Source organism: Acidovorax sp., from assembly GCF_046291265.1.
Taxonomy (GTDB): domain Bacteria; phylum Pseudomonadota; class Gammaproteobacteria; order Burkholderiales; family Burkholderiaceae_C; genus Acidovorax.
Map to the genome: position 1 here is coordinate 1 of NZ_JBKBTV010000017.1, position 26,045 is coordinate 26,045.

Annotated in this window: 32 protein-coding genes; 4 read left to right on the plus strand and 28 right to left on the minus strand. The window is 64.6% G+C overall.

The features are described 5' to 3' along the window. Positions 1 to 411: redoxin domain-containing protein (locus tag ACK41V_RS08765; RefSeq protein WP_409780740.1), on the minus strand; the 411-nt coding region annotated here is incomplete at its 3' end. A gap of 438 nt (positions 412 to 849) precedes the next feature. Here ACK41V_RS08765 and ACK41V_RS08770 point away from each other — a divergent pair. Then, positions 850 to 1,653 (plus strand): FTR1 family protein, encoded by an 804-nt coding sequence (locus tag ACK41V_RS08770; RefSeq protein ID WP_409780742.1) that lies wholly within the window; start codon positions 850 to 852, stop codon positions 1,651 to 1,653. Positions 1,654 to 1,669: 16 nt separating this feature from the next. Here ACK41V_RS08770 and ACK41V_RS08775 read toward each other — a convergent pair whose 3' ends face one another. Continuing rightward, positions 1,670 to 2,599, minus strand: coding sequence for a hypothetical protein (locus ACK41V_RS08775; RefSeq protein WP_409780745.1), 930 nt, complete (start codon positions 2,597 to 2,599; stop codon positions 1,670 to 1,672). Between the two features lie 422 nt (positions 2,600 to 3,021). On the opposite strand from ACK41V_RS08775, the gene bfr reads away from it, so the two are divergent. Continuing rightward, positions 3,022 to 3,498 (plus strand): bacterioferritin, encoded by a 477-nt coding sequence (bfr, locus tag ACK41V_RS08780; RefSeq protein ID WP_409780748.1) that lies wholly within the window; start codon positions 3,022 to 3,024, stop codon positions 3,496 to 3,498. Between the two features lie 487 nt (positions 3,499 to 3,985). Beyond that, positions 3,986 to 4,261: a hypothetical protein gene (locus tag ACK41V_RS08785; protein WP_409780751.1), complete on the plus strand. Its 276-nt coding sequence runs from the start codon at positions 3,986 to 3,988 to the stop codon at positions 4,259 to 4,261. Here the strand turns inward: ACK41V_RS08785 and ACK41V_RS08790 are convergent. The 16 genes from ACK41V_RS08790 to ACK41V_RS08865 all read right to left on the minus strand — a co-directional run bounded on the left by ACK41V_RS08790 (position 4,258) and on the right by ACK41V_RS08865 (position 19,087). Next, positions 4,258 to 5,046: a DNA adenine methylase gene (locus tag ACK41V_RS08790; protein ID WP_409780753.1), complete on the minus strand. Its 789-nt coding sequence runs from the start codon at positions 5,044 to 5,046 to the stop codon at positions 4,258 to 4,260. The genes ACK41V_RS08785 and ACK41V_RS08790 overlap by 4 nt on opposite strands. Next, complete coding sequence (locus ACK41V_RS08795; RefSeq protein ID WP_409780756.1) at positions 4,970 to 5,200, minus strand: Com family DNA-binding transcriptional regulator; 231 nt, start codon at positions 5,198 to 5,200, stop codon at positions 4,970 to 4,972. Before ACK41V_RS08795 ends, ACK41V_RS08790 begins: the two co-directional genes overlap by 77 nt. Before the next feature lie 143 nt (positions 5,201 to 5,343). Beyond that, on the minus strand, positions 5,344 to 5,886 hold the full coding sequence (locus tag ACK41V_RS08800; protein ID WP_409780759.1) for a hypothetical protein: 543 nt from the start codon (positions 5,884 to 5,886) through the stop codon (positions 5,344 to 5,346). 1 nt (position 5,887) lies between these two features. Beyond that, the gene (locus ACK41V_RS08805; protein ID WP_409780762.1) at positions 5,888 to 6,382 is read right to left on the minus strand and encodes a hypothetical protein; all 495 of its coding nucleotides are present in this window, start codon (positions 6,380 to 6,382) and stop codon (positions 5,888 to 5,890) included. Beyond that, complete coding sequence (locus tag ACK41V_RS08810) at positions 6,372 to 7,562, minus strand: sialidase family protein (RefSeq protein ID WP_409780765.1); 1,191 nt, start codon at positions 7,560 to 7,562, stop codon at positions 6,372 to 6,374. Before ACK41V_RS08810 ends, ACK41V_RS08805 begins: the two co-directional genes overlap by 11 nt. Then, a complete protein-coding gene (locus ACK41V_RS08815) occupies positions 7,559 to 8,008 on the minus strand; it encodes an RHS repeat domain-containing protein (RefSeq protein WP_409780768.1) in 450 nt (149 codons plus the stop codon). Before ACK41V_RS08815 ends, ACK41V_RS08810 begins: the two co-directional genes overlap by 4 nt. A gap of 9 nt (positions 8,009 to 8,017) precedes the next feature. Further along, on the minus strand, positions 8,018 to 11,293 hold the full coding sequence (locus ACK41V_RS08820) for a DUF4815 domain-containing protein (protein ID WP_409780771.1): 3,276 nt from the start codon (positions 11,291 to 11,293) through the stop codon (positions 8,018 to 8,020). A 7-nt stretch (positions 11,294 to 11,300) separates the two neighbouring features. After that, entirely contained in the window at positions 11,301 to 11,786 is a 486-nt protein-coding gene (locus tag ACK41V_RS08825; RefSeq protein WP_409780774.1) for a hypothetical protein, read from the minus strand. After that, on the minus strand, positions 11,786 to 12,742 hold the full coding sequence (locus ACK41V_RS08830) for a phage tail protein (RefSeq protein ID WP_409780777.1): 957 nt from the start codon (positions 12,740 to 12,742) through the stop codon (positions 11,786 to 11,788). Before ACK41V_RS08830 ends, ACK41V_RS08825 begins: the two co-directional genes overlap by 1 nt. Further along, positions 12,735 to 13,835 (minus strand): baseplate J/gp47 family protein, encoded by a 1,101-nt coding sequence (locus ACK41V_RS08835; RefSeq protein ID WP_409780779.1) that lies wholly within the window; start codon positions 13,833 to 13,835, stop codon positions 12,735 to 12,737. The genes ACK41V_RS08830 and ACK41V_RS08835 overlap by 8 nt, the downstream gene beginning before the upstream one ends. Continuing rightward, positions 13,832 to 14,197: a GPW/gp25 family protein gene (locus ACK41V_RS08840; RefSeq protein WP_409780782.1), complete on the minus strand. Its 366-nt coding sequence runs from the start codon at positions 14,195 to 14,197 to the stop codon at positions 13,832 to 13,834. The genes ACK41V_RS08835 and ACK41V_RS08840 overlap by 4 nt, the downstream gene beginning before the upstream one ends. A gap of 85 nt (positions 14,198 to 14,282) precedes the next feature. Further along, positions 14,283 to 14,768 carry a phage baseplate assembly protein V gene (locus ACK41V_RS08845; RefSeq protein ID WP_409780784.1) on the minus strand — a complete coding sequence of 162 codons (486 nt, stop codon included), beginning with the start codon at positions 14,766 to 14,768 and terminating at the stop codon, positions 14,283 to 14,285. Beyond that, positions 14,765 to 15,847, minus strand: a complete 1,083-nt coding sequence (locus ACK41V_RS08850) for a phage late control D family protein (RefSeq protein WP_409780787.1) — start codon at positions 15,845 to 15,847, stop codon at positions 14,765 to 14,767. The genes ACK41V_RS08845 and ACK41V_RS08850 overlap by 4 nt, the downstream gene beginning before the upstream one ends. Continuing rightward, the gene (locus ACK41V_RS08855; protein WP_409780789.1) at positions 15,835 to 16,050 is read right to left on the minus strand and encodes a tail protein X; all 216 of its coding nucleotides are present in this window, start codon (positions 16,048 to 16,050) and stop codon (positions 15,835 to 15,837) included. The genes ACK41V_RS08850 and ACK41V_RS08855 overlap by 13 nt, the downstream gene beginning before the upstream one ends. Before the next feature lie 11 nt (positions 16,051 to 16,061). Continuing rightward, positions 16,062 to 16,589: a phage tail protein gene (locus tag ACK41V_RS08860; RefSeq protein WP_409780792.1), complete on the minus strand. Its 528-nt coding sequence runs from the start codon at positions 16,587 to 16,589 to the stop codon at positions 16,062 to 16,064. Beyond that, the gene (locus ACK41V_RS08865) at positions 16,589 to 19,087 is read right to left on the minus strand and encodes a phage tail tape measure protein (RefSeq protein ID WP_409780795.1); all 2,499 of its coding nucleotides are present in this window, start codon (positions 19,085 to 19,087) and stop codon (positions 16,589 to 16,591) included. Before ACK41V_RS08865 ends, ACK41V_RS08860 begins: the two co-directional genes overlap by 1 nt. Before the next feature lie 38 nt (positions 19,088 to 19,125). Here ACK41V_RS08865 and ACK41V_RS08870 point away from each other — a divergent pair, with 38 nt between their 5' ends. Then, entirely contained in the window at positions 19,126 to 19,368 is a 243-nt protein-coding gene (locus ACK41V_RS08870; RefSeq protein WP_409780798.1) for a hypothetical protein, read from the plus strand. A gap of 119 nt (positions 19,369 to 19,487) precedes the next feature. Here the strand turns inward: ACK41V_RS08870 and ACK41V_RS08875 are convergent, their stop codons facing one another. The 10 genes from ACK41V_RS08875 to ACK41V_RS08920 form a co-directional block, all read right to left on the minus strand. After that, positions 19,488 to 19,763, minus strand: a complete 276-nt coding sequence (locus ACK41V_RS08875; protein ID WP_409780801.1) for a phage tail assembly protein — start codon at positions 19,761 to 19,763, stop codon at positions 19,488 to 19,490. A gap of 141 nt (positions 19,764 to 19,904) precedes the next feature. Continuing rightward, positions 19,905 to 20,192 (minus strand): hypothetical protein, encoded by a 288-nt coding sequence (locus ACK41V_RS08880; protein ID WP_409780804.1) that lies wholly within the window; start codon positions 20,190 to 20,192, stop codon positions 19,905 to 19,907. Positions 20,193 to 20,272: 80 nt separating this feature from the next. Further along, complete coding sequence (locus ACK41V_RS08885; RefSeq protein ID WP_409780807.1) at positions 20,273 to 20,794, minus strand: phage major tail tube protein; 522 nt, start codon at positions 20,792 to 20,794, stop codon at positions 20,273 to 20,275. A gap of 29 nt (positions 20,795 to 20,823) precedes the next feature. Beyond that, positions 20,824 to 22,248: a phage tail sheath subtilisin-like domain-containing protein gene (locus ACK41V_RS08890; RefSeq protein ID WP_409780810.1), complete on the minus strand. Its 1,425-nt coding sequence runs from the start codon at positions 22,246 to 22,248 to the stop codon at positions 20,824 to 20,826. A 3-nt stretch (positions 22,249 to 22,251) separates the two neighbouring features. After that, positions 22,252 to 22,482 (minus strand): hypothetical protein, encoded by a 231-nt coding sequence (locus tag ACK41V_RS08895; RefSeq protein ID WP_409780812.1) that lies wholly within the window; start codon positions 22,480 to 22,482, stop codon positions 22,252 to 22,254. Further along, on the minus strand, positions 22,479 to 23,015 hold the full coding sequence (locus tag ACK41V_RS08900; RefSeq protein WP_409780815.1) for a Gp37 family protein: 537 nt from the start codon (positions 23,013 to 23,015) through the stop codon (positions 22,479 to 22,481). The genes ACK41V_RS08895 and ACK41V_RS08900 overlap by 4 nt, the downstream gene beginning before the upstream one ends. Further along, on the minus strand, positions 23,012 to 23,458 hold the full coding sequence (locus tag ACK41V_RS08905; protein ID WP_409780817.1) for a gp436 family protein: 447 nt from the start codon (positions 23,456 to 23,458) through the stop codon (positions 23,012 to 23,014). Before ACK41V_RS08905 ends, ACK41V_RS08900 begins: the two co-directional genes overlap by 4 nt. Positions 23,459 to 23,465: 7 nt before the next feature. Then, positions 23,466 to 24,443 carry a major capsid protein gene (locus ACK41V_RS08910; protein WP_409780820.1) on the minus strand — a complete coding sequence of 326 codons (978 nt, stop codon included), beginning with the start codon at positions 24,441 to 24,443 and terminating at the stop codon, positions 23,466 to 23,468. A 23-nt stretch (positions 24,444 to 24,466) separates the two neighbouring features. After that, positions 24,467 to 24,835, minus strand: a complete 369-nt coding sequence (locus ACK41V_RS08915) for a head decoration protein (RefSeq protein ID WP_409780823.1) — start codon at positions 24,833 to 24,835, stop codon at positions 24,467 to 24,469. Positions 24,836 to 24,859: 24 nt separating this feature from the next. Beyond that, positions 24,860 to 25,855 (minus strand): peptidase, encoded by a 996-nt coding sequence (locus ACK41V_RS08920; protein WP_409780826.1) that lies wholly within the window; start codon positions 25,853 to 25,855, stop codon positions 24,860 to 24,862. Between the last annotated feature and the right edge of the window lie 190 nt (positions 25,856 to 26,045).

The following is a 26,045-nucleotide window of genomic DNA, read 5'->3' on the forward strand; positions in this document are numbered from 1 at the left end:
CGTCTTGATCACGCCATCAGGGTTGATCACGAACGTGCCGCGCAATGCCAAGCCTTCTTCAGCAATGTGCACGCCGAAAGCGTTGGTCAACTGGTGGGTTGGGTCGCCAACCAGGGGGAATTTGGCCTTGCCGACGGCGTCGGACGTTTCGTGCCAGACCTTGTGCGAGAAGTGCGTGTCGGTGGTGACGATGTAGACCTCGGCGCCAGCCTTCTGGAACTCGGCGTAGTTGTCAGCAGCGTCTTCGATTTCGGTGGGGCAGTTGAAGGTGAAAGCTGCGGGCATGAAGATCAGCACGGACCACTTGCCCTTGAGGTTGGCTTCGGTCACTTCGATGAAGTCACCCTTGCCGTCGCGGTTGACGAAAGCGGTGGTCTTGAAGGGCTGAACATGCGTGTTGATCAGGGACATGGCTGTTTCCTTAGTGGTTGATTAACTGAACAAGGCTGAAGTCTAGGCGCTTTGAACCCATCAAACCAATTAATTGATTGCATTGAATCAATTGTCTATGACTATGTTGCGGCGCATCGCCAATGCCCGCAGTGCGGCATTTGGGATGTTTCACCCCTCGAAGTGCGCCCTCGTCCTGCCGCCAAAAACGGCGCATCCAGGGCGCATCAACAGCGCACGCTTGCCCAACCCTTGCGGCATATCAAACATTCAAATACAACTGATTCGCATTTAGTCATATCATCTGCCGCACTGCAGCAAAGCCGCTTCGGCCTCTGCGTTGCAGCGGCAAGGCCGTGAACACGCGCCATTCTCAAAAATATTGGTCAAAAAGGCCTGCAGCGCTTTATTTATAAGCGCTAGCAGCTCATTAATTTATAGCAAAGACCTGAATTCACCATGTTCCAAACACTGCTCATCTGTTTCCGTGAAGGGCTGGAAGCCCTGCTGGTGATTGCCATCGCCACGCTTTACCTGCGCAAAACCGGGCGTCTGAACTTGCTGCTGCCGCTGCGCGCCGGGGTGGGCGTCGCCGCCCTGTTGTCTTTGGTGCTGGGCTGGGTGCTGTCGCAGGTGGGCGCCGTGTCGCCCGCAGCCGAGGGCGGCATGGCACTGGTGGCCGCCGCTACCGTGGCCTGGTGCGTGGTGCACATGCGCAGCGCGGGCAAAGGCATGGGCCAGGAGATTGCGCAGCGCATGGACCGCGCCAGCGTGCTGGAGGGGCCGCGCGCTGGGCTGGCCGTCTTCCTGTTCGCCTTGTTCATGGTGGGCCGCGAAGGCGTGGAAACCGCCACCATGCTCGCCGCCCTGGCCCGCAGCGCGGAGCTGGGCTACATGGCCTGGGGCGGCGCCGCGGGCCTGGCGCTGGCCATTGCGATTGCCTGGGCCTGGACGCGCTACGGCCGGGCGGTGAACCTCGGGCGGTTCTTCCGCGTGACCTCATGGTTCATGGCGGTATTTGCGGTGCAGTTGGTGGTCTATGCGTTTCATGAGTTCACGGAAGGCGGCGTGATGCCGGGTATCGACAACGCTTACTGGCATGCGGCCACCGAAGAGCTGGCGGAGGGCAGCATTGCGCAGGCCATTTCGCTGGCGTTGGTGTTGGTGCCGACGGTGTGGCTGGGTGTGGCGCATTGGGTGGAGCGGCGCCGCAGCGCGGGTGCCCATGCCCACGGCACCGCTGGCGTCAACGCTGCGCGATAGCTAGGCAGTCAGGCAGTCAGCCCGAGACAGCTGGCAATTTACCGGCCGGCTCAGCCATCGCCTTGTTGACATCCACGCTCAGTATGCGTGGGTCCCGTTGGGCAAACAGCTTTTCAAGCTGGGGTCTGGTGACGAAAAGGTGCACCAGCCCCATGTGCGCATCGGCCGCTGAAAGCACCGGCGGCGACTCCACCCCGGCGGCTTTCAGAATCTCGTTCAACGCGCGGGTGTGGGCATCCATTTGGTATTTGCGCGCCTTGGGGCTTTGGTGAGGGGAATACGTATAAGTCTCGCCACCTCGCAGGAGGATGTGGATTTCCGCGCGGCCTTCTCTTGCGGCGACCCGCAGCGCATCCTCGTGCCAGATGGCCGACGGCTGGCGCACAAAGCCCCGCAGCCGCACCGCGCGCACATGGACGCTGTCCACCAACGCAAAAAACGCCACCCGGTCAATTCTTGCCTGCACGACAGGCGCAAGCTGGGGGTTCTGGCTGCGGTCGATGCCCTTGATGTGCTGCGCAAACGGCTCGGCGAGCAGGCGGTCCAGCATCTCGCTCACTTCCGAGGGGCCATCGAAACGGGTGCTGCCATCGGGTAGCAGGGTGTATGGCGGCTCTTCGGTGGCCAGTACCAAATCCACCTCCACAGTGGGTGCGGCAACGAGCGCATCGTCGATGGCTTCGAAGCTTCCATCCCCGGCCCGTTCACGCCCCCAACTTCTGCCCGTCGGATCTATGAAAAACTTTTCGGCCCGTGGCGTGCGCGAAAGGATGGCGATGCCCGCCGAGTTTGTATAAAACCCAATCCACCCCAATCCGCTGTTGCTGCGACCGGTGGGGAAAGCGGAATCGCCCAGTTCTGCATACAGACGGTCGGCCAGGGCTTGCAGCCGCAACGTCTGTTCTGCTGACCGCGTGTGCCAGGCGCTGCGATCCAGGGTAACCATGACCCGCACCCAGCCTGTACGCTGAACTTGTTGCTGGAGCGTTGCGAGTTCGTAGGGATGAATCTCTGCAGAGGTGGCTTGGAAAGCCACTGTGGCCAATGCCACCAGTAGACCTATGCTGCGCGCCCGCATGCAAGCGACGCCGCCAGAAGCCAAAGACAGGAAATGGGTTGATGGTTCCATGAATGTGCCCCGAATGTTGCGCTGCGTACGTTCTTTCTACTGAGCCACATTTAGCCCGGGGCGACAACCATTTTTTGGCCATCGGCTGCGCGCTGGAGGGCCCAATGCGAAAGCCTGAACGCGAACACCTATCAACCTCACACGCAGCCAGCGCGCGAAAGCAGGGGCTTGCCTTGCACGGGTTGATATTGATCACGACAATCGGGGCCGAATCAACACAACAGAACAAGGAGTCCCCCATGAAAGGTGACGCACAAGTGATTGGCCATCTGCAGGCCCAGCTCAAGAACGAACTCACGGCCATCAACCAGTATTTTTTGCACTACCGCATGCTCAAGCACTGGGGCTTCGACAAGCTGGCCAAGAAGGAATACGCAGAATCCATCGGCGAGATGAAGCATGCCGACTGGCTGATGGACCGCATCTTCACGCTGGACGGCCTGCCCAATCTGCAGGACCTGGCCAAGCTGCGAGTTGGCGAAGACGTGCCGGAGATTCTGGCGTGCGACCTCAGCTCCGAGCAAGGCGCCCAGGCCACCATCAAGGACGGCATTGCCCACTGCGAAACGGTGCGTGACTATGTCTCGCGCGACCTGCTGCAAAAGATCCTGGACGACACCGAAGAGCACATCGACTTTCTGGAAACCCAGATCGACCTGATCGCCAAGGTGGGCCTGCAGAACTACCTGCAATCGCAGATGGGCGAAGCGGAATAACACACAGAGGAGCGCGCCCCACGGCAACCAAAAGCGCAAAAACAAAAATCACTCAACGGGCTTCGGCCCGTTTTTTTGTGTCTGTGTAGTTTGAGGCGGCAACGTAACCCTGCTCTCCAGCACACACAACATCCGCAAGCTGCGCGCCTGTTGTTGCAAACGCACACAAATCAAAACACTGTGCGCATAAACGAATGAGAATCCTTCTCAACTAAGTAAACTACTGCCTTCAGCCAGCAGCGCGATGTCTCCTTGAAGCCGCAGCCGGACCATTCGGCCCCTGCCCAGCTGAAGCGCGCCGCGAAAAATCAGATGCCTGTGCTGTGATAAATCGCCTTGGTCTGGGTTTCACCCGCTGTAACGAAATTGCAGTCCACGTCAATGGCTAGCCTGACGCGCTAGGTCGGCGACCTTTTCCCCCAGTTTCCTGCTTTCCTCCGGGCAGTCGTGACAGCACCATGGTGGCTTCTCAACCGTAGGAGGCACCATGCCCACCCAAATCACTTCAAATCACCTTCGTGACAAGCTCATCCACACCCTCGGTGAGGACGACCGCACGGAAGGCAGGATGCCTCAGATTGCGGCTGCCATCATCATCCAGGAGAGGCCAGACCTCCTCACGGGCCCCAACTGGGACCTGTTGATCTGGTCAGCTATCAATGGCTTGCCACCCGAATGTCAGGCGGCGATTCTCGACGCGGTGAGCGAGGCGAAGGTCGAATATCGCATCCCTGCCCACGTTCTTGGCAGCAGCGCTTTCTAAAACAAGCCTGCCGGTTCTGCCTGGTGATCCCAGTTGTAGATCACCAGCTCGCCCCGTTCAACCCTGTTGGCTCCGCCTCCAACGGTGTAGTCCAGCTTGAGAGCCTCCATGCCGAACCCGGCGAAGCACTCTCGGATAGCCGGGTGGTCGTTGATAGAAACGACCGCCTTGCCTTTGATCTGCCGAAGCTTGGCCGCCATGGCCACGTACTGATCCCACGGGAAGGGCACGCCATAACCCTCGGTCTGCCAATACGGCGGATCGAGATAGAACAAGGTGTGTGGGCGGTCGTAGCGGTCGATGCATGCCGCCCAGTCCAGGTTCTCGATGTAGGTGCCGCTGGCCAGGCGCAGGTGCGCAGCCGATAGGTTCTCTTCGATGCGCAACAGGTTGATGGCCGGAGCCGTAGTGGCGGTACCGAAGGTCTGGCCAGCGACCTTGCCGCCGAAGCTCTGCTGCTGCAGGTAGAAAAAACGGGCGGCGCGCTGCACGTCGGTGAGCGTCTCGGGTCGCGTCTCCTGCAGCCACTTGAACACTTGGCGGCTGGTGAGCGCCCATTTGAACTGGCGGACAAACTCCTCCAAGTGGTGTGTGACGACCCGGTACAGATTGACCAGGTCGCCGTTGACGTCGTTCAGCACCTCGACGTCGGCCGGGTTGCGGGCGAAGAAGACAGCCGCGCCACCGGCAAACACTTCGACATAGCAGCTATGGGGTGGAAACCGGCTCAGGAGCAGGTCGACGAGGCGGCGCTTGCCGCCGATCCAGGGAATGATGGGTGCCATTTGGGCCTTGCAGTGGCGCTCCCTGGCGCGCTGGTAAGGGGCTCGCGGCCCTCAGAGTGTTCATGGCCCCACAGCGGGGGCACTTGATGGTGAGGACGGTGTACTCGCCCTCGCCCAGTTTTCGGCGGCAGGCGCCGCATCGGATTTCATTCATTGCAAGCCGGTTTCCATGGGTGAAACATCCGATAGACTCGCCGCACTCTGTACAGGGTGGCGGGCCTTGTCGGCTTGCAGGCTCGTTCTGCAGGTTGGGGCTTGGCCAGGTGTTACCGCACCTGGCCAGGTCGCCCGTCTTTTTTACTGGCGCTCCCTGTTCTCCGCCTCCACCACGTGGCGCAAGGTGGCAGGGTCCAGGCGATACGCCTGCTCAGGGTCCATGCCCCCGGCTTCGGCTACAAGCTGGCTGCAGACCGTCTTGCGCTTTGATGGCGGCCAGATCACCGTCACCAACCAACCCACGAAGCCCAGGATCAGGCGCCAGCTATAGGGCTCGCCCTCGCGGCGCTTTACGCGCTCTGCTGCCTTGACGGGATCGCGGTGGTACGGCTGCAGGTGCCAGTGCTCAGGTTTGAGAGCGATGCGCTTGAAGCGAACGCCTCCACGTCGGTCAGCTCGGCGCGAGTGCGCGGGCAGCTTCTCCCAGGCCACGCTGCTTGCACACCACAGGGCGCCTGTGGCGTCGGGCTGGCAGCTTCCGTCCGGCATCAGGCGGTCCACGCCGTCACCAGGCTCGAAAACAATCTCTGAGTGGCTCTCCGGTGCCTGCAGGCGGAACTGGATCAAGCGGTTGGCAAGGCCTTGGATGCCGGGGCGGATGCTGATATAGGAAGCGAGCAGCATGTCAGGTCAGTCCCTTGATGTGGCGTTCGTACTCCGTGGTCGGAGTGTCCAAGATGGCGCGGCGCTTGGCCTCGGTCATGGGGCCGCTGCCTGGCCAGATCGGATTTGCCGTTGGGTGGGCCGTGGCGATCAGAACCCCCATCATTAGGGCGATGCGAGGGTCTTTGAGGTCGATGTACTTACGCCCCTCGACCATGCCCACAACGCCCTTGCAAGCGTCGCTCGTGCTGGCGTAGATGGCGGGCGCATCCATACCCAGCCGGTCTTTGAATGGTCCCAGATCAATCCACCACATGCGCGGGTCTCCAGCTGGCTCCGGCGCAGGCGGGGTTGCCACGTAGGGTGCGACCACCCAAGCCACGCCCGTCCAGTTCGAACGCGGCGCGCCGATGGTGCTCGCCACCGACTTGTTGGCCGGTGCCACTGTGGTGGTGCGCAGACCAGGAGTGATCGCCTGGCCCACGTACCACCCCCACAGGTCGAACTCATAGTTCATAGAACAGCTCCTTTGCCGCCAGGTTGATCTCCAGCGGCGGCCCTGAGTTGACCGCCGTGTTCAGAAAGAACGTGTTGGCGCCCACCCGCCGGTACAGGCCGGGCGCGCTGTCCGATACGTTGATGTCGGCATGCGTGCGCCAGGTCACCCCGTTGGCCGTGCTCAGCAGGAACCCGACACCCCCGGCGCGGGCGCTGACGTACAGATGGCCGTCGAGCACCACCGCGTCCGGGTTCACGCTGCCAAAGAACCGCCCCTCGAAGAACTGCCCATAGGCCGCCCCTTGCTGCCAGGTAACCCCGTTGTCGTCGGAAAAAATGGTGGAAAACGTGGTGCCAGACAGGGCCACGGCGATGAACCGTGAGCCCAGCGCATAGATCGCGCTCGGGTTCGCGGGCAGCTTCACCCGCTCGGCTGCATAGCTGGCGCTCATGGTGAAGTCCGCCCCGTTGCTGCTGTACGCCGCCACGCCGTCCACGCTGAAAGCCAGCCAGCCCGCACCGTTGTGCACGACCCCGCCCCAGGTGGCCGCCGCCGGGAAATTCTTGTTCGTCATCACACCGGCTGTGGTGAAGTGGATGAACGCCGCCGAATTGCTGGGCGTCAGGAGGTATCCCAGGCCCCCGGCCGTGTGCATGACGGCCTGGGTGATGCCGACACCGCCCAGGTTTGCCCAGCTCGCTCCGTTATCGGTGCTTCTGTTCAAGGCCAGCGAGCCGCTGAACGCGCTCAGGCCAAACAGGTTTGCCCCCACCGCCAGGCCGCGCATGTTCGTGGAGCCACTGCTGAACACCCGCGCGGTGAAGGTCACCAGGTCCGGCGACGTGTACCAGGTATTGGTGCCGCCAAACCCAAGGTACACGGTCCCGTTGTGGGTCACAGACTCCAGGGCGATCCCCGCCGGGCTGGTCTGCTGCCGGGGCCGGTAGGCGTTCATCTGGCGCACAAGATGGCCAGGAATCGCGCGGTCGGCACCGGTCCAGATCAGGCGCTGGCGCACTGGCACCCCCACACCACCTTGAATGGCGTCGATGTGCGCCTCCAGGGCATTAACTGCGGCCCCCACCTCGCCCACACCCTCCGCCACGCCACCCACGGCCGCATTGACGCCGCTAACGGCGGAAAGCACTGCCGCTCCAACACGCCGCAGCTCGTTGTAAATACCTACAGCCAGGCTCATGGCGCGTTCTCCACTTCGTTGGCCACCATACCGGTCAGCATGCCGGTGTCAGGGTGGTATTGATAGGTCTCGGTGCGAGTGGCGCCACCCGCCACCGTGTAGGTGGACGTGGCCACGCGTCCCTGGGCGTCGAAGGTGAACGTGGTGGTGCGCGCCTGCCCGCCCATCGTTTCGGCAATGGCCGTGATGCGCCCCTCGGCGTCGTAGGTGTACGCCGCCGAGGAGGAACGGGCGCCCGCCCACTCCAACAGGGCCAGACGGGCAGACAGGGCGTCATCGCGGCTGTCCATGTCCAGGCCCATGAGCTGCAGGGCGGTGTCGATCAGCACGAAGGCGGCGCGCAAGCGGGGCACGTCGTCTTCGTGCCAGTTGTCGATATGGGGCAGCGGTAGGTCCAGCGCGTCGGTGCGCTGGTCGATGGGCTCGCCTTGTAGTGTGTTTGGCATGGGCTCCCCTTACAGCACCACCACGCGCAGGTTGTGCACGCGCGGCCGGGCCGTGGTGCTGCCTGTGAGCGTGAGGCGAACGCGGCACCCCGTGGCGGCCGCAAAGTCTTCGAGCTGGTGCGTGATCTCCCGGGCGCCCGCCGTGTTGGTGCTGGCCGACAGGTAGGGCACCAGCACCCACGGCGCGCCCTCGGCGGTCGATTGCACATGAACCTGAACGGCAGAGCCGCCGGGAATGTCGCCCTCGTAGACCACCACCACGCGGGATTCACCCGAAGCAGTGACGGTGCGGGTGATGTAGTCGCCCTCGGGCTCCAGCGTGGCGGCGATCAGCTGCACACCGGGCTGCAGGATGGCCGCCGAATGGGCATCGCCGGTGATGCGCGCGCGCACCTTGAGCTGGCCGGTGAAGGGGGCGGCCAGCCAGACGATCTGGCCGTCTGACAGGCGGGCCACCGCACTGTCCAGCGCGGGCGGAAACTCCACCTCAAACGTGAGGTTCGCCGCAGCGCTCGGCCGCTCGGCCGCGCCCAGGATCATCAAGTCCGTGGCGTTCACCAGGTCCGCCGTGCCCAGGTCAATGACCCGCTCGGTCTCGGTGAACTGCGCGGCCAACAGGCTGAACGTCAGGTCGCGGTCTTGGTGCGGCGTCCATGTCGATGCGTTGGAGCTGGAAAGCAGCACGCCCACCTGGTAGGGTTGGCTGGTCACATAGCCCGCCGTGGCGTCTTGCTTGCCCAGCTCGGCAATGGCTACCGCCGTGGTGCCATCGTCGCAGCCCACCACCAGCGCATATTCGCGCTGGGCCTGCAGCTGCACGGGCACCCAGGCCACGCGGGTGGTGCCACCGATCACGATGTCAGCGGGTGCAATGCGTTGGTCAATCACCACGGTGGCCGTTGGCATGCCATTGACCGTCTCCCGTATCTGCACAAAAACCGGGCTGTCCTTTGCTTCGAAGCGTAGATCCACGCCCGCGCACATGCAGGCTTCGTCGAGCATAAAAGTCTGCGCCAATGGGTCGTAAACACCAATCAGCGACAGCGCAGCCACGCACTGGCTGGTGTTTTGCGCGGCTTGGCCGTTGGCGGGTGGCCCAAAGATGGGGCCGCTGGTGGCGCCGGAACTCCCACCCGATCCCCAGCCCGAGCCATTGCCGTTTACCCAGGTCTCGGTTCGCACGTTCTGGCTGGTGCGCAGCACCGTGGTGCCCTGGCCCACAAACGTCTGCTGGCCCTTGGAGCCCAGCGTGCCGGTGAAGGTCACCACCTTGGTGCCCGCCGTCACATCAGCAGGAATGGTGAACTTACCCGACAGCACGCCCGCCGGGGTAGCCACCAACGAGCCCCCGTCCAGGGGCGCGGCCACCACGGAGATGCCGTCAAACGTCACAGCAGAGAGCGGCTCGCTCGGCCCCCAGCCGCCAAGCACAAAAGTCACATCTACCGGTCGCAAGAACTCGATGGGCGTTGATGCTTCGGACAGCACGCGCGTGGAGTTCGTCCAGTTGGCAAGGATGGTTTCCCGTCCGCTACCGATGTCCAGGCGCTCGGTCGTGGGTGATGCCCAGGCCGTGTTCACCACCGTCCAGCGGTCCACGTTGGGCACCAGCGTGACGGATGCGGGCAGCGGGTCAAAGGCTTGATACGGGTTCACCTTCATCGACCCGGTGCGCAGCGGCTGCGACAGCACCACGCGGTAGTTGTGGGCAGGTGCCATGCGCCCCGTCACGGCGGCGCCCAATTGGTGGACCGTGGGCGTCAGGGGCAGCTGCAGGGCACCGCGCACCACAGCGGCGGTCTGGGGCAGGCCCGCATCGCGCTGGTTGTCCGACAGGAACGGGTCGGCAAACAGGCCCTTCTTGATGCCGGAGTCGATGCCCTGGGCGCTGGTGGCCAGGCGCAGTTCGGCCAGGTCCATCACCACGGCATCTAACCGGGCGCGCTCGCCCACCAACTGGTACATCGGGACCGTTTTAACGCCGTCAACCATCACGCGGCGGTTGCTGTCCCAGGTCTGGTACACGCTGGCAAGGCCCAGCATGTCGTCAGGCACCACGGGCGCGGTGGGCGCCCAGGCGCTGGAGACACCCCGCACCCAGGCGAACGTGCCTTCGCGGGTCAGGCACAGCCGGTCGATGCGGGGCAGCTGCTGGTCATAGGTCACCAGCACCATAGTCCCGGGGATGGCGCCGGACACCGTGAATCCGCGCGAGTCTGGGGCTGTGGGCACCACCACGGCCATGTAGAGGTACGTCACAGAGTAGTTGCTGCCCGGTGCCGGTTCGGCACCGGTCGGGCTCCAGTCCACCTGGCCCGCTGTCAGTTTGAAGTCTGCGGGCGCGTGGTACGTGGTAGCGCCTTGCTTGACTTCCTCCACCTGCATCACGCTGGCATCGGGCAACGGGTCTGCCCCGCCGCCAAACCCGCCACGCACCATATTAATCGTGCGTCGCGCCGTGATACGCACCTGGGGCACGCCCAGGCAGGGCGCGCGGCCCAGGTCGATGCGCTGCGCACTGGCGGTGGCCGACAGGTGCGGCTCGCTGTCGATGTGCAGCAGGTCAGCCACCGCTGCAGACACGATGCGTCTGTCGGTCATGAGCTGGAACGGGTAGCCTCCGACACGCGCGCGGCCTTCCTCCACGGTGTAGACCTGTTCGCCGCTGGGTAGGTCTGCGGCCATGGCCACGCGCAGGCCGCTCACGATGTAGTGCCCGCCGGTGCTGTCCTCATCGTATTGGGCAAGGGCACGGGTGACCGCGTCCAGATTGGGCGGCGCTTCCTTGGCGCGCACATACCCGTCTTCGATCACCCATACGGGGAAGAACTCCCCTGTCTGATCGTCGCCAGCAAACCCCCACACTGGCTGCACCTTGCGGCGCCATGCGCCTGGCTCCTGATAGGCGGGCGTGCCTGCGGCCGGGTTCAGCAGAGTGGTGTCTTCCAGCTCCGTCACGGTGGTGGTCTGCAGGTAGACCCCAACGTTGACCACACCCACCACGGGCACGACGAAGGCACCAGGCGGCACGCCGCGAACTTCACCCTGCAGGTAGACGGCGCCGGATTCGGCTTGCACAGCGCCGGTGTCGGCGTTGACGATGATGCGGGCATCGCGCTGCACATCGCCATCCCGAAACAACGCGTCGGCAATGCCGCGCACGCGGTGGGCGGCCATGGCCTGCATGTCGTTCAGTTCGGCGGACTGCAGCACCTTGTCCTGGCGGAACTCGATGGCGTCGAAGTTCTTGGCCGGGTCGAATCGTTTGTGAATGGTCGTGGTCATGGGTGGCTCAGAAGGGCAAAACGAATTCCTGCACCTGGCGGGTGCTGCCGTTGCGGATGGCGGCCTGCTGGCGTTCCAGCGTGTACAGCTCACCCGGCTCCAGCACCTGGGCGGCGGTGAAGTAGCGCTGGCCTGCGGGCAAGCCCGCCTGCAAGGTGCCGCCAATGAACACGCCCAGCTCGCGTATCGTTTCTCCTGCGGCGTCGGCGTAGTCGAACGTCCAGCGCGCATGCACCCACTTGCTGGGCTGGGCGCTGGCTGTGAATCGGGTTTCATCTGGCAGCTCGATCTCGCCCTCGGCATGAGGCACCACGTACTGCACGGCTGTGATGAGGCGGCGGCCGATCTCGTCCACCAGGGTGGTGGCGGTAGTGGGCTCGGGCGGAGTTGCTGCGTCCCAGGCAGGCAGGCCACGGCCCCAGGCCAGGTAAAGGGGTTGCGCGGCAATGGCGCTGGCCAGCGCGATGCGGCCACGGTCTTGGAGTACGGCCATCAGGTTTCCTCAGTTGAAATAAGTTGGAAGTGCTCGCGCCAGGTGCCGCCCCACGCACCACCCCAGTGGTGTGGGGGGTGCACCGGCACGGCGGATTGATGCGCTGTGGTCTGGGTGGTGGCGCTGATGGGCGCGGGAGCGATCCAGGCGGATGCCCTGGCCTGCGACTGCGAGCGCACGCGCACGCCACCGCCCACGGGTGGCGCGGTGGTGGTGTACTGGGTCAGTTCCATGGCACCGCCGGACAGTGCCGACAACACGCGCGAGTCCAGGCGCCAGGCGTCAAGCACCGCCATGTCGTCGTAGCGGGACACCGACACACGGATCTGGGTGGCGGCGCCAACGGGCCGACCAATGGGGAATGCGTCTAGCGTTGCGCCGCGCCGTTCGCCGAAGGACTCGACCACGCCCGAGTCACCTGGCACGCCGCTGAAGCCGTCAAGCATGCCGGTGTCGAGGGCTGGACCTCGATCCAGCACGATGGGTCGCACGTCGTTCAGGACGTTGTACAAGCGCACGAGGTGTGCACGTGCGGGCGCGGCGAACTGCGCCAGGGTGACTATGGCCGGGACCTGACCCACTTTTGGTGGATGCTGAAGCACCAATTCATAGGCCGCCCACTGGGTAGGCAGGCTCCGCAGATCGTCTGGCACTGCCACCACGCCGATCCAGCTCAATGCCTCGGTAATGGACCACGGCGTGCCCTTGGCCTTGTGCCAAGCGATCGCGCCTAGAATCGCGGCCCGTTGGGCTGCCTCGCCCTGCAAGTGCTGCCACACGGGCCCGGCGATGTTGAACTGCTCGGCCAGGTACGGAAGCGCGGACGCCGCCACGTTGGCAACGTCATAGACCAGCAGCGGGCTCACGTCCAGGTCGGTGATCCGCTCGGGCAGGCGGGCAAGCGCTGCCAGGTTGGCGTCCTGGGCCAGGGACGGCTGTATCAGTACGTCAGCCATCGGACAGTTGCCTTCCGAGCGCCACCGTGAGTCCGGTGAGGCGGGGCCATTCGTGGGCCTGCAGCACGCGCTGGCTTGGTGCCAGCACCTGCATGTCGTACACACCCGCAACGCCGCCCCCCGCAGCGATCACCTGCGCGGGTACCAGGTCGCCACCCAGGCGGCTGGCCTGCTGGCCCGCCCAGGCACGCAAGCGCTGCTCGACGGCGGCGAGCACCAGGTCGGGCACATGACCGGGCGACACATCGACACGCACTGAAATCGCATAGTCCACCGGACTCGCGGCATAGACCGTGATGCGGTCCCCCAGCATGCGGGCTTTGGGGTCGTCCAGGGCCGCCTGTACCTGCGCCACGATCTCGGCACCCGGCACGCCGTCTGCGCCCAGCAGCACCACGCTAATGGAGCCATCTGGCCGAGGGCTCCAAACGCGCACGTCCAGGAGCGACGGCGCTGCCGTCATGGCCGCGAGCCGGTACCGGCCCTCTGAACCCCAGGAAAACGCCTCGGGCGCCATCTTGATGCGCAGGCGGTAGCGGTCGTCCGCCTCTGCAGCCGTGCCGCCACGCGTCACCGATACCGTGCGCAGTGCCGTCAGGGGCGCGGGCGGTACATCGACCGCGCGCAATAGCGAAGGTGGCCAGCCATTGGTGCCCGTGCCTGGTTCCTGAGCGCGAGCCACGAACTCATACACGGTCGTGCCCTGGGCAACGTCGCCGCGCACGTCGGTCACGAACACTTGCCCCGAGGGCAACTCCACACGCCAGCCTGGTTCCAGCGTAGCCGCTTGCACCAGCGGCTCCTGGAACTCCATGCGCACAGTGGCGTAGGCGTTGGAGGCGGCAAGCCGGGTCACTCCCAGCAGCGCGCCCAGGTGGTCCAGAAAAGGGGCGCGGGCGAAAGCGGCCAGGTTCTGCAGCGCCGTGTCCTGGATCAGCTCGCGCGTGAGGCTCTCACGGTAGGCCACCAGGTCAATGATCAGCCGCTCGATCTGCGCCGGGTACAGCGTGCGCCCCGTCATGGCCTCGTACTGGGCCACCAGGTCTTCCACTACCTGCTGGGGGTCGCGGTCGATGAAGCTGGGGGCGCTCACAGGGCCACCTCTGCGTTCTGCGTGGCCCCTTGGCCAGCGACGCGCCATGCGATGGCCACGACGACCTGGTGCGGTTCATCGCCTTGCCGGGGCTTGATGCTTTCGAGCGTGACGCGCGGCTCCCACAGCGTGATCGCATCCCAGCACTCCCGAACCAGGTGTGGCAGTGCCTGGGCAATGGGCCAGTCCACGTACTGCCACACGTCCGAGCCGAAGTCGGGCCGCAGCGGGTCGCTGCCCTTGGGTGTGGTGAGGATGACGCGAAAGCACTGCGCGATGTCGGCCAGGCCGGTCAGGGCCTTGCCGGGCTGGCCTATTGCGAGTTGCCAGTCGCTGGCGGTGATGGTGTGGATGGCGTCCATGGGAGCCCTGATGGTTCCCGTGGACGGCCCCGCCGTATATATGAACGGGGGCACAATTTCAGGCCGTGCCCCCGGCCCATGCACCCTAGTGGGTGTGGTGGTTCGAGTTGCCGCCTTCGTCCATCAAAGTGCCTTCCACATGCACGTTGCCTGTGAACCGCACGGACGGCGCGCGAAACTCGATTTCTTGGGATGCTTCCACCACCACGCGCTCCACGCCACGCACCGTGAGAGTATGCGCCGCGCGGTCATATGCCACCTCGGCGCCATCCTTGAAGCGCACCATGCGCAAGTCCGGGTCATCGGTGGGTGGGCTGTCCTCGTCGGAATAGATGGCGCACACCACCACGCCGTCCTCTAGATTGGCGTCCATGAGGCAGGCCACGTGCTCGCCCACATCGGGCATCCAATAGTCCTTGTCCTGGTGGGTCTTGCGCTGCCCCACCGGGATCATCGCTGTCTCCAGGCCGTCCAGGTCGTCGAAGCGCACGCGGGCCTTCACCCCCTTCGGGTCGATTGCCGACACGACGCCGGTCTTGTACACGGCCTGCTGTTCCTGCAGCTCGTTCATTGCAGCACCACCTTTCCGTCTTTGAGTGCGGCCACCTTCAATTTGCCACCTTGGCCCCGGTTCACGGCCGCAGCGCCTGCCTTGACGCGGCGCAGCTCCAGCTCGGTGGCATAGCCGCTGCTGCGCTCGATGCGGTGGGCGGAGCGCGCTACCTGGTAGAGGCCCGAGAGCTGGCCAAAGCCCTCCAGCGCCACGTTCACGCCTGCAACCAGGCCGGGTGTGCCCCAGAGGGTGCAACTGCAGACCGTGGCCTGGTCCTGGGCTCGCTTGAGCGCAGCACCCGCCTTGGCCTTTGCCTGCCGGGGCGACTCGGCGCGCGAGGTGATCTTGAGAGAGTCCGCCGATGCGCGGGGCACCACGGCGCCCTCGGCGTCGAGCTCGTAGGCCACCACCGCCTTGGTCTTGGGGTCGTGGTACTTCACCGAGGCGCTGGCCGGGGTGTCCTTGATCTTGTCTCGGAAGCCGTAACGGGCCATGTCGCCTGGCCGCAGCACCGTCACGGCAGCCGAGGCGCGCAACCCTTCCAGCGGTACAAAGGTCAGCAGGTCGCCGCGCACGTTGAAGGCGTAGCCGTATTCCTGCGCCAGGCGCTTGAGGAACTTCAGATCCTGCTCATGCGCCTGCGTGATGCGGCGCACGGGAATGTCCTCGATCTCGCCCACCACGCGCAGCTGGTGGCGCGCGGCTACCTCACGCACCACGCCGCCCAGCGTAGTGCCCTCGTAGGCATGGCCCTTGTGGGTGCGCAGCGTCTTCATCACGCCAGCAGCCAGGGCTTTGATCTGTACCACGGCGGGCGGGCCATCAAGCCCGATTTCGTCGATCTCGAAAGCGCCGCACGGTACGAGGGCGCCGCGATAGCCAATGTGCACCTGCAGCTCGTCGCCCTTGACGGGATACCAGCCGCCTTGCCAGCGCCCGTCGCTGTCTTCCAGAGTCAGCTCCATGCTATCGGCCTCGTCGCCGTCGAGGTCGGCCGTCCAGGACAGTGAAATCAAGAACGGCGTCAGGTCGGCGGTGATATCGCGCTTGTTGTAGGCCACCGTGAAAAGCGGCTCGGGGACTGCTAGCGCATCCATGGCGGCAGGTCCTGGGCGTCGATGGCCTCGGCGTCCTCGATGAGGGGCACGCGCACGGGCAATCCGGCGGGCAGCACAGGTAACAGCTTCAGATGCCCATTGGCCTCGGCCAGCGGGCTGATGAGGGCGGCATCTCCGTAGTAGAGGTGCGCGATGGTGTCCCAGCGGTCGCCCTCGCGCGTGATGTGCTCGATGTGTTCCATGCCTTACCTCGTTACCCCGGCGTGCGCTTGCCGTCGTCGTTGACCCAGCCCCGCCCGGCGCCTGCAGGCCTCGCTGGCACGGTGGTCGCGGACTGCTTCGGCGCGGCCGCGCGGCGTGCGCGGGCGGCGCCCTTGACCTGGGAGCGGCGCGTTTCCAGCGTGATGGGCTCGACGTACTCCCGCAGCCACAGGGACGCCTCCAGCGTCAGCAGGTTGCCCTTGGAATCGGTCTGGCGGCTCATGGCCTGGGCCTCCACCGCCACGAACCAGCCCTTGTTGATGCCGTTTCCCAGCACGAACTGGCGGGCTTCGCGCGACCGCACCAAGCCCAGCAGCTTCTGCATCTCGCCTTCCGGGCTGCAATACGCGGCGTGGAAGTACATCTGCAGCCGGTACTCGTCGAGCCGGTCGCCCGTCCATTGCAGACGCGGCTTGCGCCCGATGAGGGCATGCTCGGCATATTCGGCCGCCACCTGCAGCTCCATGCCTTCAACGTAGGTGATCAGATCGAACTGCACCGTTCCAAGGACTGCGAACATCAATTGCTCCTGCGCTGCTTTTGCGCCTGCACACGCTCGATGAGCCGCTCCAGCTCGGGTAGGGAGAGCTGCAGGGCCTCGGTCACTGCGGCTTTCGCGCCAGGTCCGCCTGGCACGGTAATGGTTGGGCTGAAGTGGATGACGACGCCAGCGCCTGGCCCGCCCCCTGGCCCGCCCTGTGGCTGGCTGGCGCGTGACGCCGCTGCGCGGGCGGCCAGCACCTGCTGCGCTTTCGCCTGCGCACCGCCTGCAGGCAGCGCTACGGGGGCCGCGTGGGCACCCGCTGCAGCCGCAGCCAGCGCCATGCCGGTCACCGCCTTTGCCGCCATGGGCGAGGTGCGCTGGATGCCAATGGCAGCGCCCTGGACGATGTTGTCGCCATAGCCCATGAACACGCGGCTGGGCGAGTTGATGCCCAGAGCTGACTTGAACCATCCCTTGATGCTGCTGCCCAGCGCCATCACCGTGTCACGCGCTGCCGCCAACTTGGCCGAGACGCCCGCGATCAACCCGTTGATGAGTTCGCTGCCTGCCGTGAAGAATTGGTTCTTTAGGCCCTTGAGCCAGCCCCAGGCAGCCACAAAGGCGGCCTTGATGGTGCCCCAGTGCTTCCACACCAGGTAGGCGGCAACGCCCACGGCTGTGATCGCCAGACCGATGGGGTTCATGAGCATGGCACGGCCGAGCCACAGCACCGCCTGGCCAGCCAGGCGCAGACCCATCACCAGGCGCCCGCCGAGCAGGCCGCCCAACCACAGTGCGCCCTGGCCCATGAGCTTGAGCGGCGTGAGGAACGTCATGGCCACACCGCGCCCGAAGAGCATCGCATAGCGGCCTACGGTCATAAGGCCGCCGCCGATGGCCTTCATACCGGCGATGACAGGGGCGAATCGACCGGCCTGCCATAGCGCCTGCAGGACGGTCCAGCGGGCCGATACAGCGAGCAACACGGTTTTCATGCCCACCAATGGGGCCATGATCAGGTTCACGCTGTACATCACGCCCAGGATTGCCAGCTTGCCAGCCAGCAGACCGCCCACAAGGCCGATCACACCCTTGACCACCCCGGGGTTTTCCTTCGCCCAGGCAGCAAAGGCGCCCACCACGGGCCGGACAGCCTGCAGCACCTCCATCAAGGGGGGAAGTAGCGCATCGCCGATGGTGATGCCCAGGTCCATCATCCCGACCTTGAATGCTTTGAACTGCTCGGTGGCAGTTTGCATGCGCTTTTTGTAGTCCTCATCGATCACACCTTTGTCGGCCGCGTCGATTGAGCCTTGCTTGATGGACTCCATCTCCTTAGCGTTGGCAATGGCGGGCCGGATGAAGTTCATCGCCTGCATGTCCTGGAACAGCTCGCCCAGAGCGTAAGCCTCGGCCAGCCGCGCAAGGGCCGCCTCGCGCTCTTTGTCGTCCTTGATCTCCAGGGCCTTCTGCATCTCGCCCGCCGCCGCTGGGCCCTTGCTGCCCATGTACGCCGTGATGGTGCCCAGCATGGCCTGCATGGGTGTCATGCCCTGAGCGCGCAAGTCGAGCATGCTCTTTTTGAGGTCGATGCCCGCCTTAGAAAAATCCTTGAGGGTTTCGGGAGAAGTCAGTTTCGCAAGGAAGTTGCGAAAGTTGTTCGCCGCCTCGTCGTTGCTGCCTGCACCCATACGTGCCACCTGCAGCGCCGCGCCAATTTCAGCCACTGCTTCTTTGCCCGTCACTCCTAGTTGCTGGAACGATGGCGCCAGCGCAGGAACCCAGCGCGCCATGTCACGGATCTCGAACTGCCCGCGCTTGCCCGCATAGGCCAGCATGTTCAGCGCGCCGTCCAAGCCCTGTGCAGAAATGCCTAGGCTCTTGTTGAGCGCAATGGCCACGCTGCCCAGGTCTTCCATGCTGGCACGAGTGGCTGTCGCAGTTTTGGCCATCACCGGGGCATAAACCGCCAGTTCCTTAGCGTTTTGAATGCCCCCGGACACCAGCACACCGACGCCTGCAGCCACTTCGGCTTGCGTCTGGTTCCACTTCAAGGCCGATTCACGGACGGCTGCGCCCACCTGGGCTTCTTCCTTGGCGCTGAAGTCGCCCGTGATGGCGATATCGCGCATGCGGTCCTGGTGGCCTGCCGCCAAGCGTACGGACTGCCCAACGGGCGCGCCCAGCGCAATGGCGGTACCTGCCGTCTCCATGACAGAGCCGCGCAGGTCTGCCCGGTGCTGCTTCAGCGCCTCGCCGCGCGCCATGCTTGCGGCCAGGGCGGTTTGCTTGGCAGTCACGCGGTCAATGGTGGCGCCCAAACGCTCGTACTGGGTGCGCAGCGCGCCCACGTTACGCATGGGGTGGGCCAGCGCCATCGCCATAGCGCTGCCCATGCGGTCGTGACGGCTCTTGAGCAGGTCCACCGTCGCCCCGAGCTGGCCCAGCGTTCCCTTGGCAGAGGCGAACGCGGCCTGGAACGACCCGGCCAGCGCGGCACCGATCTTGACGCCAACAATCAGCTCATTTGCCATGTGTGCACCTGGTTGAGTTTTGATCTATGCTTCGCGCCATGTTTGAACGCACCTTCACCGCCCTGTACTGGACCGCAGCCGTCGTTGCTGGCGCCTGGCTTGCCTGGCTGTGCTTTACCAACATGCCCTGGTTGATGGCGCTGTTGGTGTTCCCACTGGTGCTCGGGGTGGCAGCCGCAGCCCTGGCGCCTGCAGTGGCCGCCGCTGCCGCCATTGCGGCAGGTGCCGCCACGGTCGCAGCGGCGGTCATCCGCGCGCTGCGGCGTCAGCGCGTCGCTTGAGCTCTCGCTCGGCCACGCCCGCCCAGCACCAGTAGTCGTCCATCTCCAGCGCGTCGATCTCAGACGGCTGGATGCGTAGCACCAAAAGCAGCACCTCGTCGATCTCGCGCAGCGCGGCGTCAGTCGCCCACCATGCGCCGAAAGGAGTCTTGCAGCACCTTCGAGTCCGCAAGATCGAGCGCATCGATATCCTCCAGTGTCAGGCCCGTCAGGCGTGCAAACAAAAAGTCTTCCTGGTCGGCATCGTCTTTGCTGTGCTTGGCCGCCGCCTTCATGTCGGCACGTTTGCCGCGACGCATGGTCAGCTTGTCGATACGCTGGCCACCGGACTGGATCGGGAACTTCAGGGGGATTTCGACCGGAGTCGAATCGGGAGGGGTCTGTGCCGTTGTCATGGTGGCTCCATAAGGGGTTGGGGAGCCCCGATGATTCCGCCAGCACACACACCCGTCTATTGAACGCGGGCACAAAAAAAGCCCGCGAGCTGTGTGCACGCGGGCTTTTCAGTTCAGCCTTCTCAGGCCTGGATCAAGGCGTTACGCGGATGGGCACATTCGCCAACCCTTGCTCACCTCTGGACGCACCCGCTTCGCCTGACGCAAGACATATGCCCCAGCAGCCACAAACGCCACGCCAGGCGCGGGCAAGTGTTGCGGCTTGGCAAAAGCCTTGGCGACAGCGTCAACGCCACTCGCAACGAGCGTGCGTGCGGCTTTGTAGGCAGCTTTGACGGCAGACAGCACCGGTTGAGCCATATTGACCACCGCCAAAGCCATGGCGGAGGCTGCGCAAAGCAAGAGCCCGATCAGATGGGTTTTTTTCATCGACAACTTTCAAAGGGATGATGCCTCGGCTACTGGCGGGAACCCCTGGCCATAACGGGGAAACTCACGCGTCGGCCAGATCAGCCGCCGATGTTGGCCCGGTATTGCGCCAGCAGGTCTTCGCCGCCCACCTTGAAGATGTTGGCCATGTAGTCCAGCTCCAGCACGTCCTCGCCGTCGATCACCTGCTTGATGTAGGTTGCACCGAAGGCGGCAGGCAGTTCCACGTTGTCGTGCTGCTTGAAGGTGCCCATGGGGTTCTTTTTGAACGTGACGGTGAGGTGCGTCACCAGCGGCAGTTGGGATACCCGGCCGCCAGAGCCATACACGTCGATGCTGGAGCGGCACTGCAGTTGCAACGCCTTGAACGGGTTTGCCATCATGCGGGCTGCGTCGCGGTAGTACGAGTTCCACTTGATCTCGCCCTCCAGCTTGTCGAAGCCGCTGGGCAGTTCGATCTTGCCCATCATGCCTAGGGCCTTGTGCTCGGCCATCATGGCGCTGACGTCGGGCAGCTTGATCTCCTCGGCACGGCCGAGCAGGTTGTTGCCTTCGATGTAGATGTTCGCGTTGGTCACGCGGTTGATTTGGATTTTCGACATGGGTAACTCCGTTGCAGCCGGTGAAATTCTTAGCCAACCAGCTGCTTGAGCAGCTCGATGTTGATGAACGACTCGAACGTGATGCGCTCGGCCGGAGTGGGCGACATGAACTCGATGTCGAAGGTCAGGTGCCCCAGCGCCACCTCCGTGGTGGGGTTCTTGGTGGGGTCGTACAGGCACTGTCCGTCCACCAGCGCCCCCCGTCCTATCAGCGTGCGAATGAATGCGTTCACGCTTTCCTTGATGGCGTCGATCAGTGCGTTGTTGATCGGCATGTCGATGAACTGGAGCATGGCGTACTCCAGCGACTCGTGCAGCACGTCGGCCGTGCGGCGCACGCTGATGAAGTTGCGCGGGTGCGTCACGCTGGGCCAGGCGGCCGAACGGTTGCCCCAGGTGCGCAGGCCGGTGCCAAAGCTGCTGAACACCGTCACGATGCCCGCCTCGTTGAGCTGGTTCACCTCGCTCTGCGGGTCGTTGATCATGGCCGTGAGCTGGGTTTCCACGCCCACCACGCCCTTGATCTCGGTGTTGGACGGGCTCCACCAGTAACCGCGCTCGTTGTCCTTGGCGGCTATCGAGCCCGCAAGGCGTGGCGACATGGGCTCCAGGCGATTTGCGCCCGTGGCCATGTCATACACCTGCAGGTGCGGGTAGCACAGCACGGCGCGGTCGCTGCTGGTGTTGAAATTGATCACGCCTGCAGGCCCGCGCCCGGCCAGCGCCTGTGCAAAGGTGGTGCCCACGGGCGCGTCGATAAGCGGCACCGCGCGGAGCTTATGCGCCATGGCGATCATCTCCGTGGACACCGCGTTCAGCGTGCAATAGCCCGGTGCAATCAGTATCTTGGCGAAGAACCCCATCAGGTTGTAGGTGTCCAGCAGCGCCTGCATGCCTGTGCGATTGCCCGCGAGGTTCATAGCCCCGATCACGTCCGCAGCCGTCACCTTGGCGGGGTCGGCATAGGTGTAGCCCACCGAGAGAGTGGCACCAGGCGGAATCGCACCGCCCGCCACTCGCCTGATCTGGCCGGTGAGCGGGTCGGTGGTGTAGTCGGTGCCGAGCACGTGCGTCACAACGCCAGCCTGGTCCTTGACCGTGGCGGCCCCGATCCATGCGGGGTTGTCGGTCTTGCCGGTGTCGCCATCCAGCACCACGACCTCGCTGGCCACTGTGGTCTTGTGCACAGCAGGGTCCAGCACGTTGATCACGATCACCGTGCCAGCGCCTTGGTCGAAGATGGCGTCCAGAGCCTGGGGGATGCTGAAGCCTGGCACCTGCAGGCCGCCGAACAGGGCGGCCTGCTTGTCCGACAGCACCAGGACGGGCGAGTTGGCTTGCCCCACTGGAGCTGTGCCGATCAAGCCGATCACTGCGGTCTTGACGATGCGCACGGGGCGCGGGCCTTTTTCGATCTCGATGGACTCCACGCCGTGGAGGAAGTTTGCAGCCATGGTTCAGCTTCCGGTGATTGGGGTTGAGGGGGCGGACTTGGGTTTAGGCGCCCTCGCGGCTTTTGGGGCCTGGGGCACGGAAGGCACGGGAACAAGATGCTTGCGCGCGATCAGCGTGCGCGTGTAGTCGTGATCGGCGGGCAGGTGAACGGTGGCGCCGGGAATCAGCACTACCTCTTTCCCGTCTGCCAGCGTCACGCCTGAGAGCGGTCCGCTGTAGGTGTATGGGCTCATAGCGGATGGTCCTCTTCGGTGATGAGTCCAGACGGCTGTTTCACCGTCTCGGTGCGGTCCAGTGGCCCCAGGCGCGTGACATGCCGCAGCAACGGCGCGCTGGGGTCTTCTGCGTCCACGTCTTCAACTGCCATGGCCGGAGCCTCGAAGTCGATGTCGTACTGCCACAGCCCTGCAATCTGGCCCAGGAAGCGGCTGCGCTTGGCCTGAAGGCCGCCCGTGGTGTTGGGTAGGCGAAAGCCCAGCAGCGCCCCGATCACGTCGTCCAGCGCGATCACCGCGCCATCACGGCCATGGAGCTGACGAAACACCAGCGTCACGGTCACCACCGCCAGGCGCTCCTGAGCCTGCATATCGCCCAGGTTTGCCGAAGCGCCATAGCGGCTACCGCCGTAGCCAACCAGCAATGCGCCGCGTGGGTGGTTCAGGCGGTAGTCGCCCGGCGCTTCGGGGAAGTACTCCACCGCGAAGCCTGGCAGGCGAACGCTCAGCCGCTGCACAGCGGCCTGCAGCATTTGCCACGTCAAACTCATACCACCCCCCAGGTGGAGGAATCGGGCAACCCTCCACGGCGGCGGGGCGCGCGCACCTTGTAGGCTCCGGGCTCGCGCTGTGGCGTGCTGGTCACCGGGTCGCCGATGGTCAACTTGCCGTCTCGAATGGACTCCAACAGACGCAGGCTGGCCTTGTAGGTCTGCACCACCGCCTCGGGCAGGCCGCTGCCCTCGGGCCGACGCGCATACAGCGCATGGCGCGCGAGCTGCACCACGATGTCCTTGATCACCGTAGGAACGGGATCGAGCGGCAGCGTGTAGCGACCGCGCAGGTGCGCATCCGCCAGCTCTTCGGCCTGACGGACCGCGTCCTCGACCACCGCCTCGTTGATGTCCACGGCCTGGCTGTCTTCGTTGGACAGCCACACCACGGTCTGGCGAGGGATGGACAGGAGCAGGTCAGCCTGCGTGCAGTAGCGCATGGCGGGGTCAGGCTTCCAGTTCGATCAGCGCTTCAGGCGCCGTGCACATAGCCAGCGGGTTGGACTGGGCTTCCAGGTCCCAACCCTTGCCCATCTTGCGCGCCTCGGACTTGGCGTAGAACGGCTTGCCCAGGGTGTTGACGGTCTCGTTGTAGTTCGCGGGCGCGTTGTACAGCTTGAACAGGCCACGCACCACCGGCACAAGGCGGGCCTTGCCCAGCGGGATGAAGCGCTTGTCACCCACAGCGGCGTTGCATTCGATGTGCTCGATGCCGCCATACACAAAGCCCTTTCGAACGTCGCCGCCCAGGCGGTCAGACGCTTCCTGGTAGTTGGCGTAGGCCTTCTCAACATTCGGGTGCTTGACCAGGGCGTCGAGGTAGTCCTCGGCGCAGTACGCGCGCCACCCCATGATCATGATGCCGGGCAGCTTCTTTTCAGCGTGGCGCTTGGCTTCCATGAGCTTGCCGCGCACGTCTGTACCGGCAGTGGCCAGGGCTGTGACCACCTTCTTGGCGGTCACGTCGAACTCGTCGTACAGATCGAAGAGCACCGAGCCATCGGCGTCCAGAATCTTGCCGCTGATAGCGCCCACGCGGTAGTACTCACGCGTAGCTTCCAGGCGGTCGTTCATTTCCTGCAGGCGGTCGTTGATCACCTTGGCCTGGCTGTCCACGGTTTGCTCCTGGCCAAACCCTGCCAGCCCCTGCAGTTCAGTCGGCAGCACCTGGCCCCCTGTGGGAATGTGCGGCACCTCAAACGTGCGGCGCGAACGGTTGGAGCGCTTGGTGGGCGTGGGGTCGTCGTTGCGACTGACGGCGGGAACCAGCGAGAGTTGGCCGTTCTTGCATTCAACAATCACCGAGGTGCTGCTGATCCCCTTCTCTTCGAAAAGGCCCGAAGCCCCCAGCAGGCTAGGGGCTCGGGGCAGCAGGTTGATGGCGTCGGTCAGGCTCGACAGCGTGAACAGGTCGTCCAAGGTCATAGATGTCTCCAGAAGTGAGGGGGTCAGATGCGAGCCACGGCGACGATGCCGCGACTTTCGAGTTCAGCCAGGGCGGTGGCCTTTTGCGCGTCAGTGATGCCCGCTGGCCAGATCAGCTCGCTGATGTCCACCGTGGCGCCGCGCGCGATGGTCAAGCCCACCGTGTCAGCGCTGGTGGCATCGACACGCTCTGCGGCCACGGCGACGGACACCTTGGCCGCGCCCGCACCTGCAGGGTCAAGCGCCAGGAGCTTGCCGGTCACCTTTGCCAGCACGGTGCCCATGGGGTAGTCCGCACCCGAGGCAAAGGTGGCGCGCTGCTTTGTCCAGTTGGTGGCCACCTCCACGATGAGCAGGTCGGCGAGCGTCTTGGGTTGATTGAAAGTAGGCATGGGGGTCTCTCGGAGTGGCGGGCGTTACTTGCTGGCGGCGCGCTGTTGTGCGTCGGCCGTCAAGGGGTTGGCATCGGTGCGGGGCGCGGCGCGGTCACTGCGCGCCTGCTCGCTGAAACTCACCACGGGGGCGCAATCAGCCAGGAACGCGCGGAAGGCCTCAGCCAAGGGCTTGCGGCCATCGCCCTCACCGAATGAAACGGTCTGTCCATCCGTGCCCGGTGCCTCTGCAAAGTCGAGGAACGCAACCACGGCTTCTTTGTGGACGGGCTTGTACTTACCGGCGTGCTGCTCGGCAAAGGCCACACTGGTGCCGTGGCGCTCGGCGGCTTGCCGCGCTGCGGCCTCTTGGCGCAGGCGCTGGTTCTCGACGCGCAGGCGTTCGGCTTCTTCGGGTTTCACGGTGGTGGTCTCCAGGGGTGGTTCGGCGAACGCCGGGGATGGAGCGCTCTCGGCCTGCTGGGCCTGGTCGCGCAGAAAGTCGATTTCGTAGGCTGGCAGCACCTGGTCGGCCACTTCCATTCCCTTTTCGCCGATGAGCCAGTCGCGCATGCGGCGCCAGAGGCCGGAATTGCTAGTGGCCGCCCAGTCGGCAAACTCGACCACACCAGCGGCGCCGTCGGCAAAGGCCACCGAGCGCAAGCCCTTTACGGCGGGCGGTTGTGCGCCGAGAAAGCCGACGTGCTTGAGGTACCACACACCCGGAACAGGGTTGGCAGTGGCATCGGGGGCGTAGAAGCTGGAACTGATCTTCTTGAATCGCCCTTGCTGAACCATCTCGGCAAACGCTGGGTCAACCTGGGCCGGGTCAGCGTGCAAGTCCTTGCCTTCGGCGAATGCCGACGACACCCAGCCGTAGGCCGGGTCATCGGTGCGCGGGTGGCCGACGACAAGGGGCGCTTCGTGCTTTGCCGGGTCGTAGGCCGCAGCGCTGGCCGCGATGTCGGCGGCAGTCAGGGTGACCTTGTTGCCGCCTTGGTCGGTGTGTGTACCGGCGCAAAAAATGTGCAGTCGCTTCATGCTGCCGATGATCGGCAGCTCAGGCGGTGGCGTCTTTTGAACCGGGGCAGAAATTCGCTGCCGAAAGAATGGGGCGCTGGGATGGGTGCGATGGCAACCGGGATGCCGACCCACGAAGCCCCGACAACCCTTTTATAAACGTTTACAGGCTGCCTGAAGGCTGCAGCCCGGCCAACGGTGGCCTAGCATC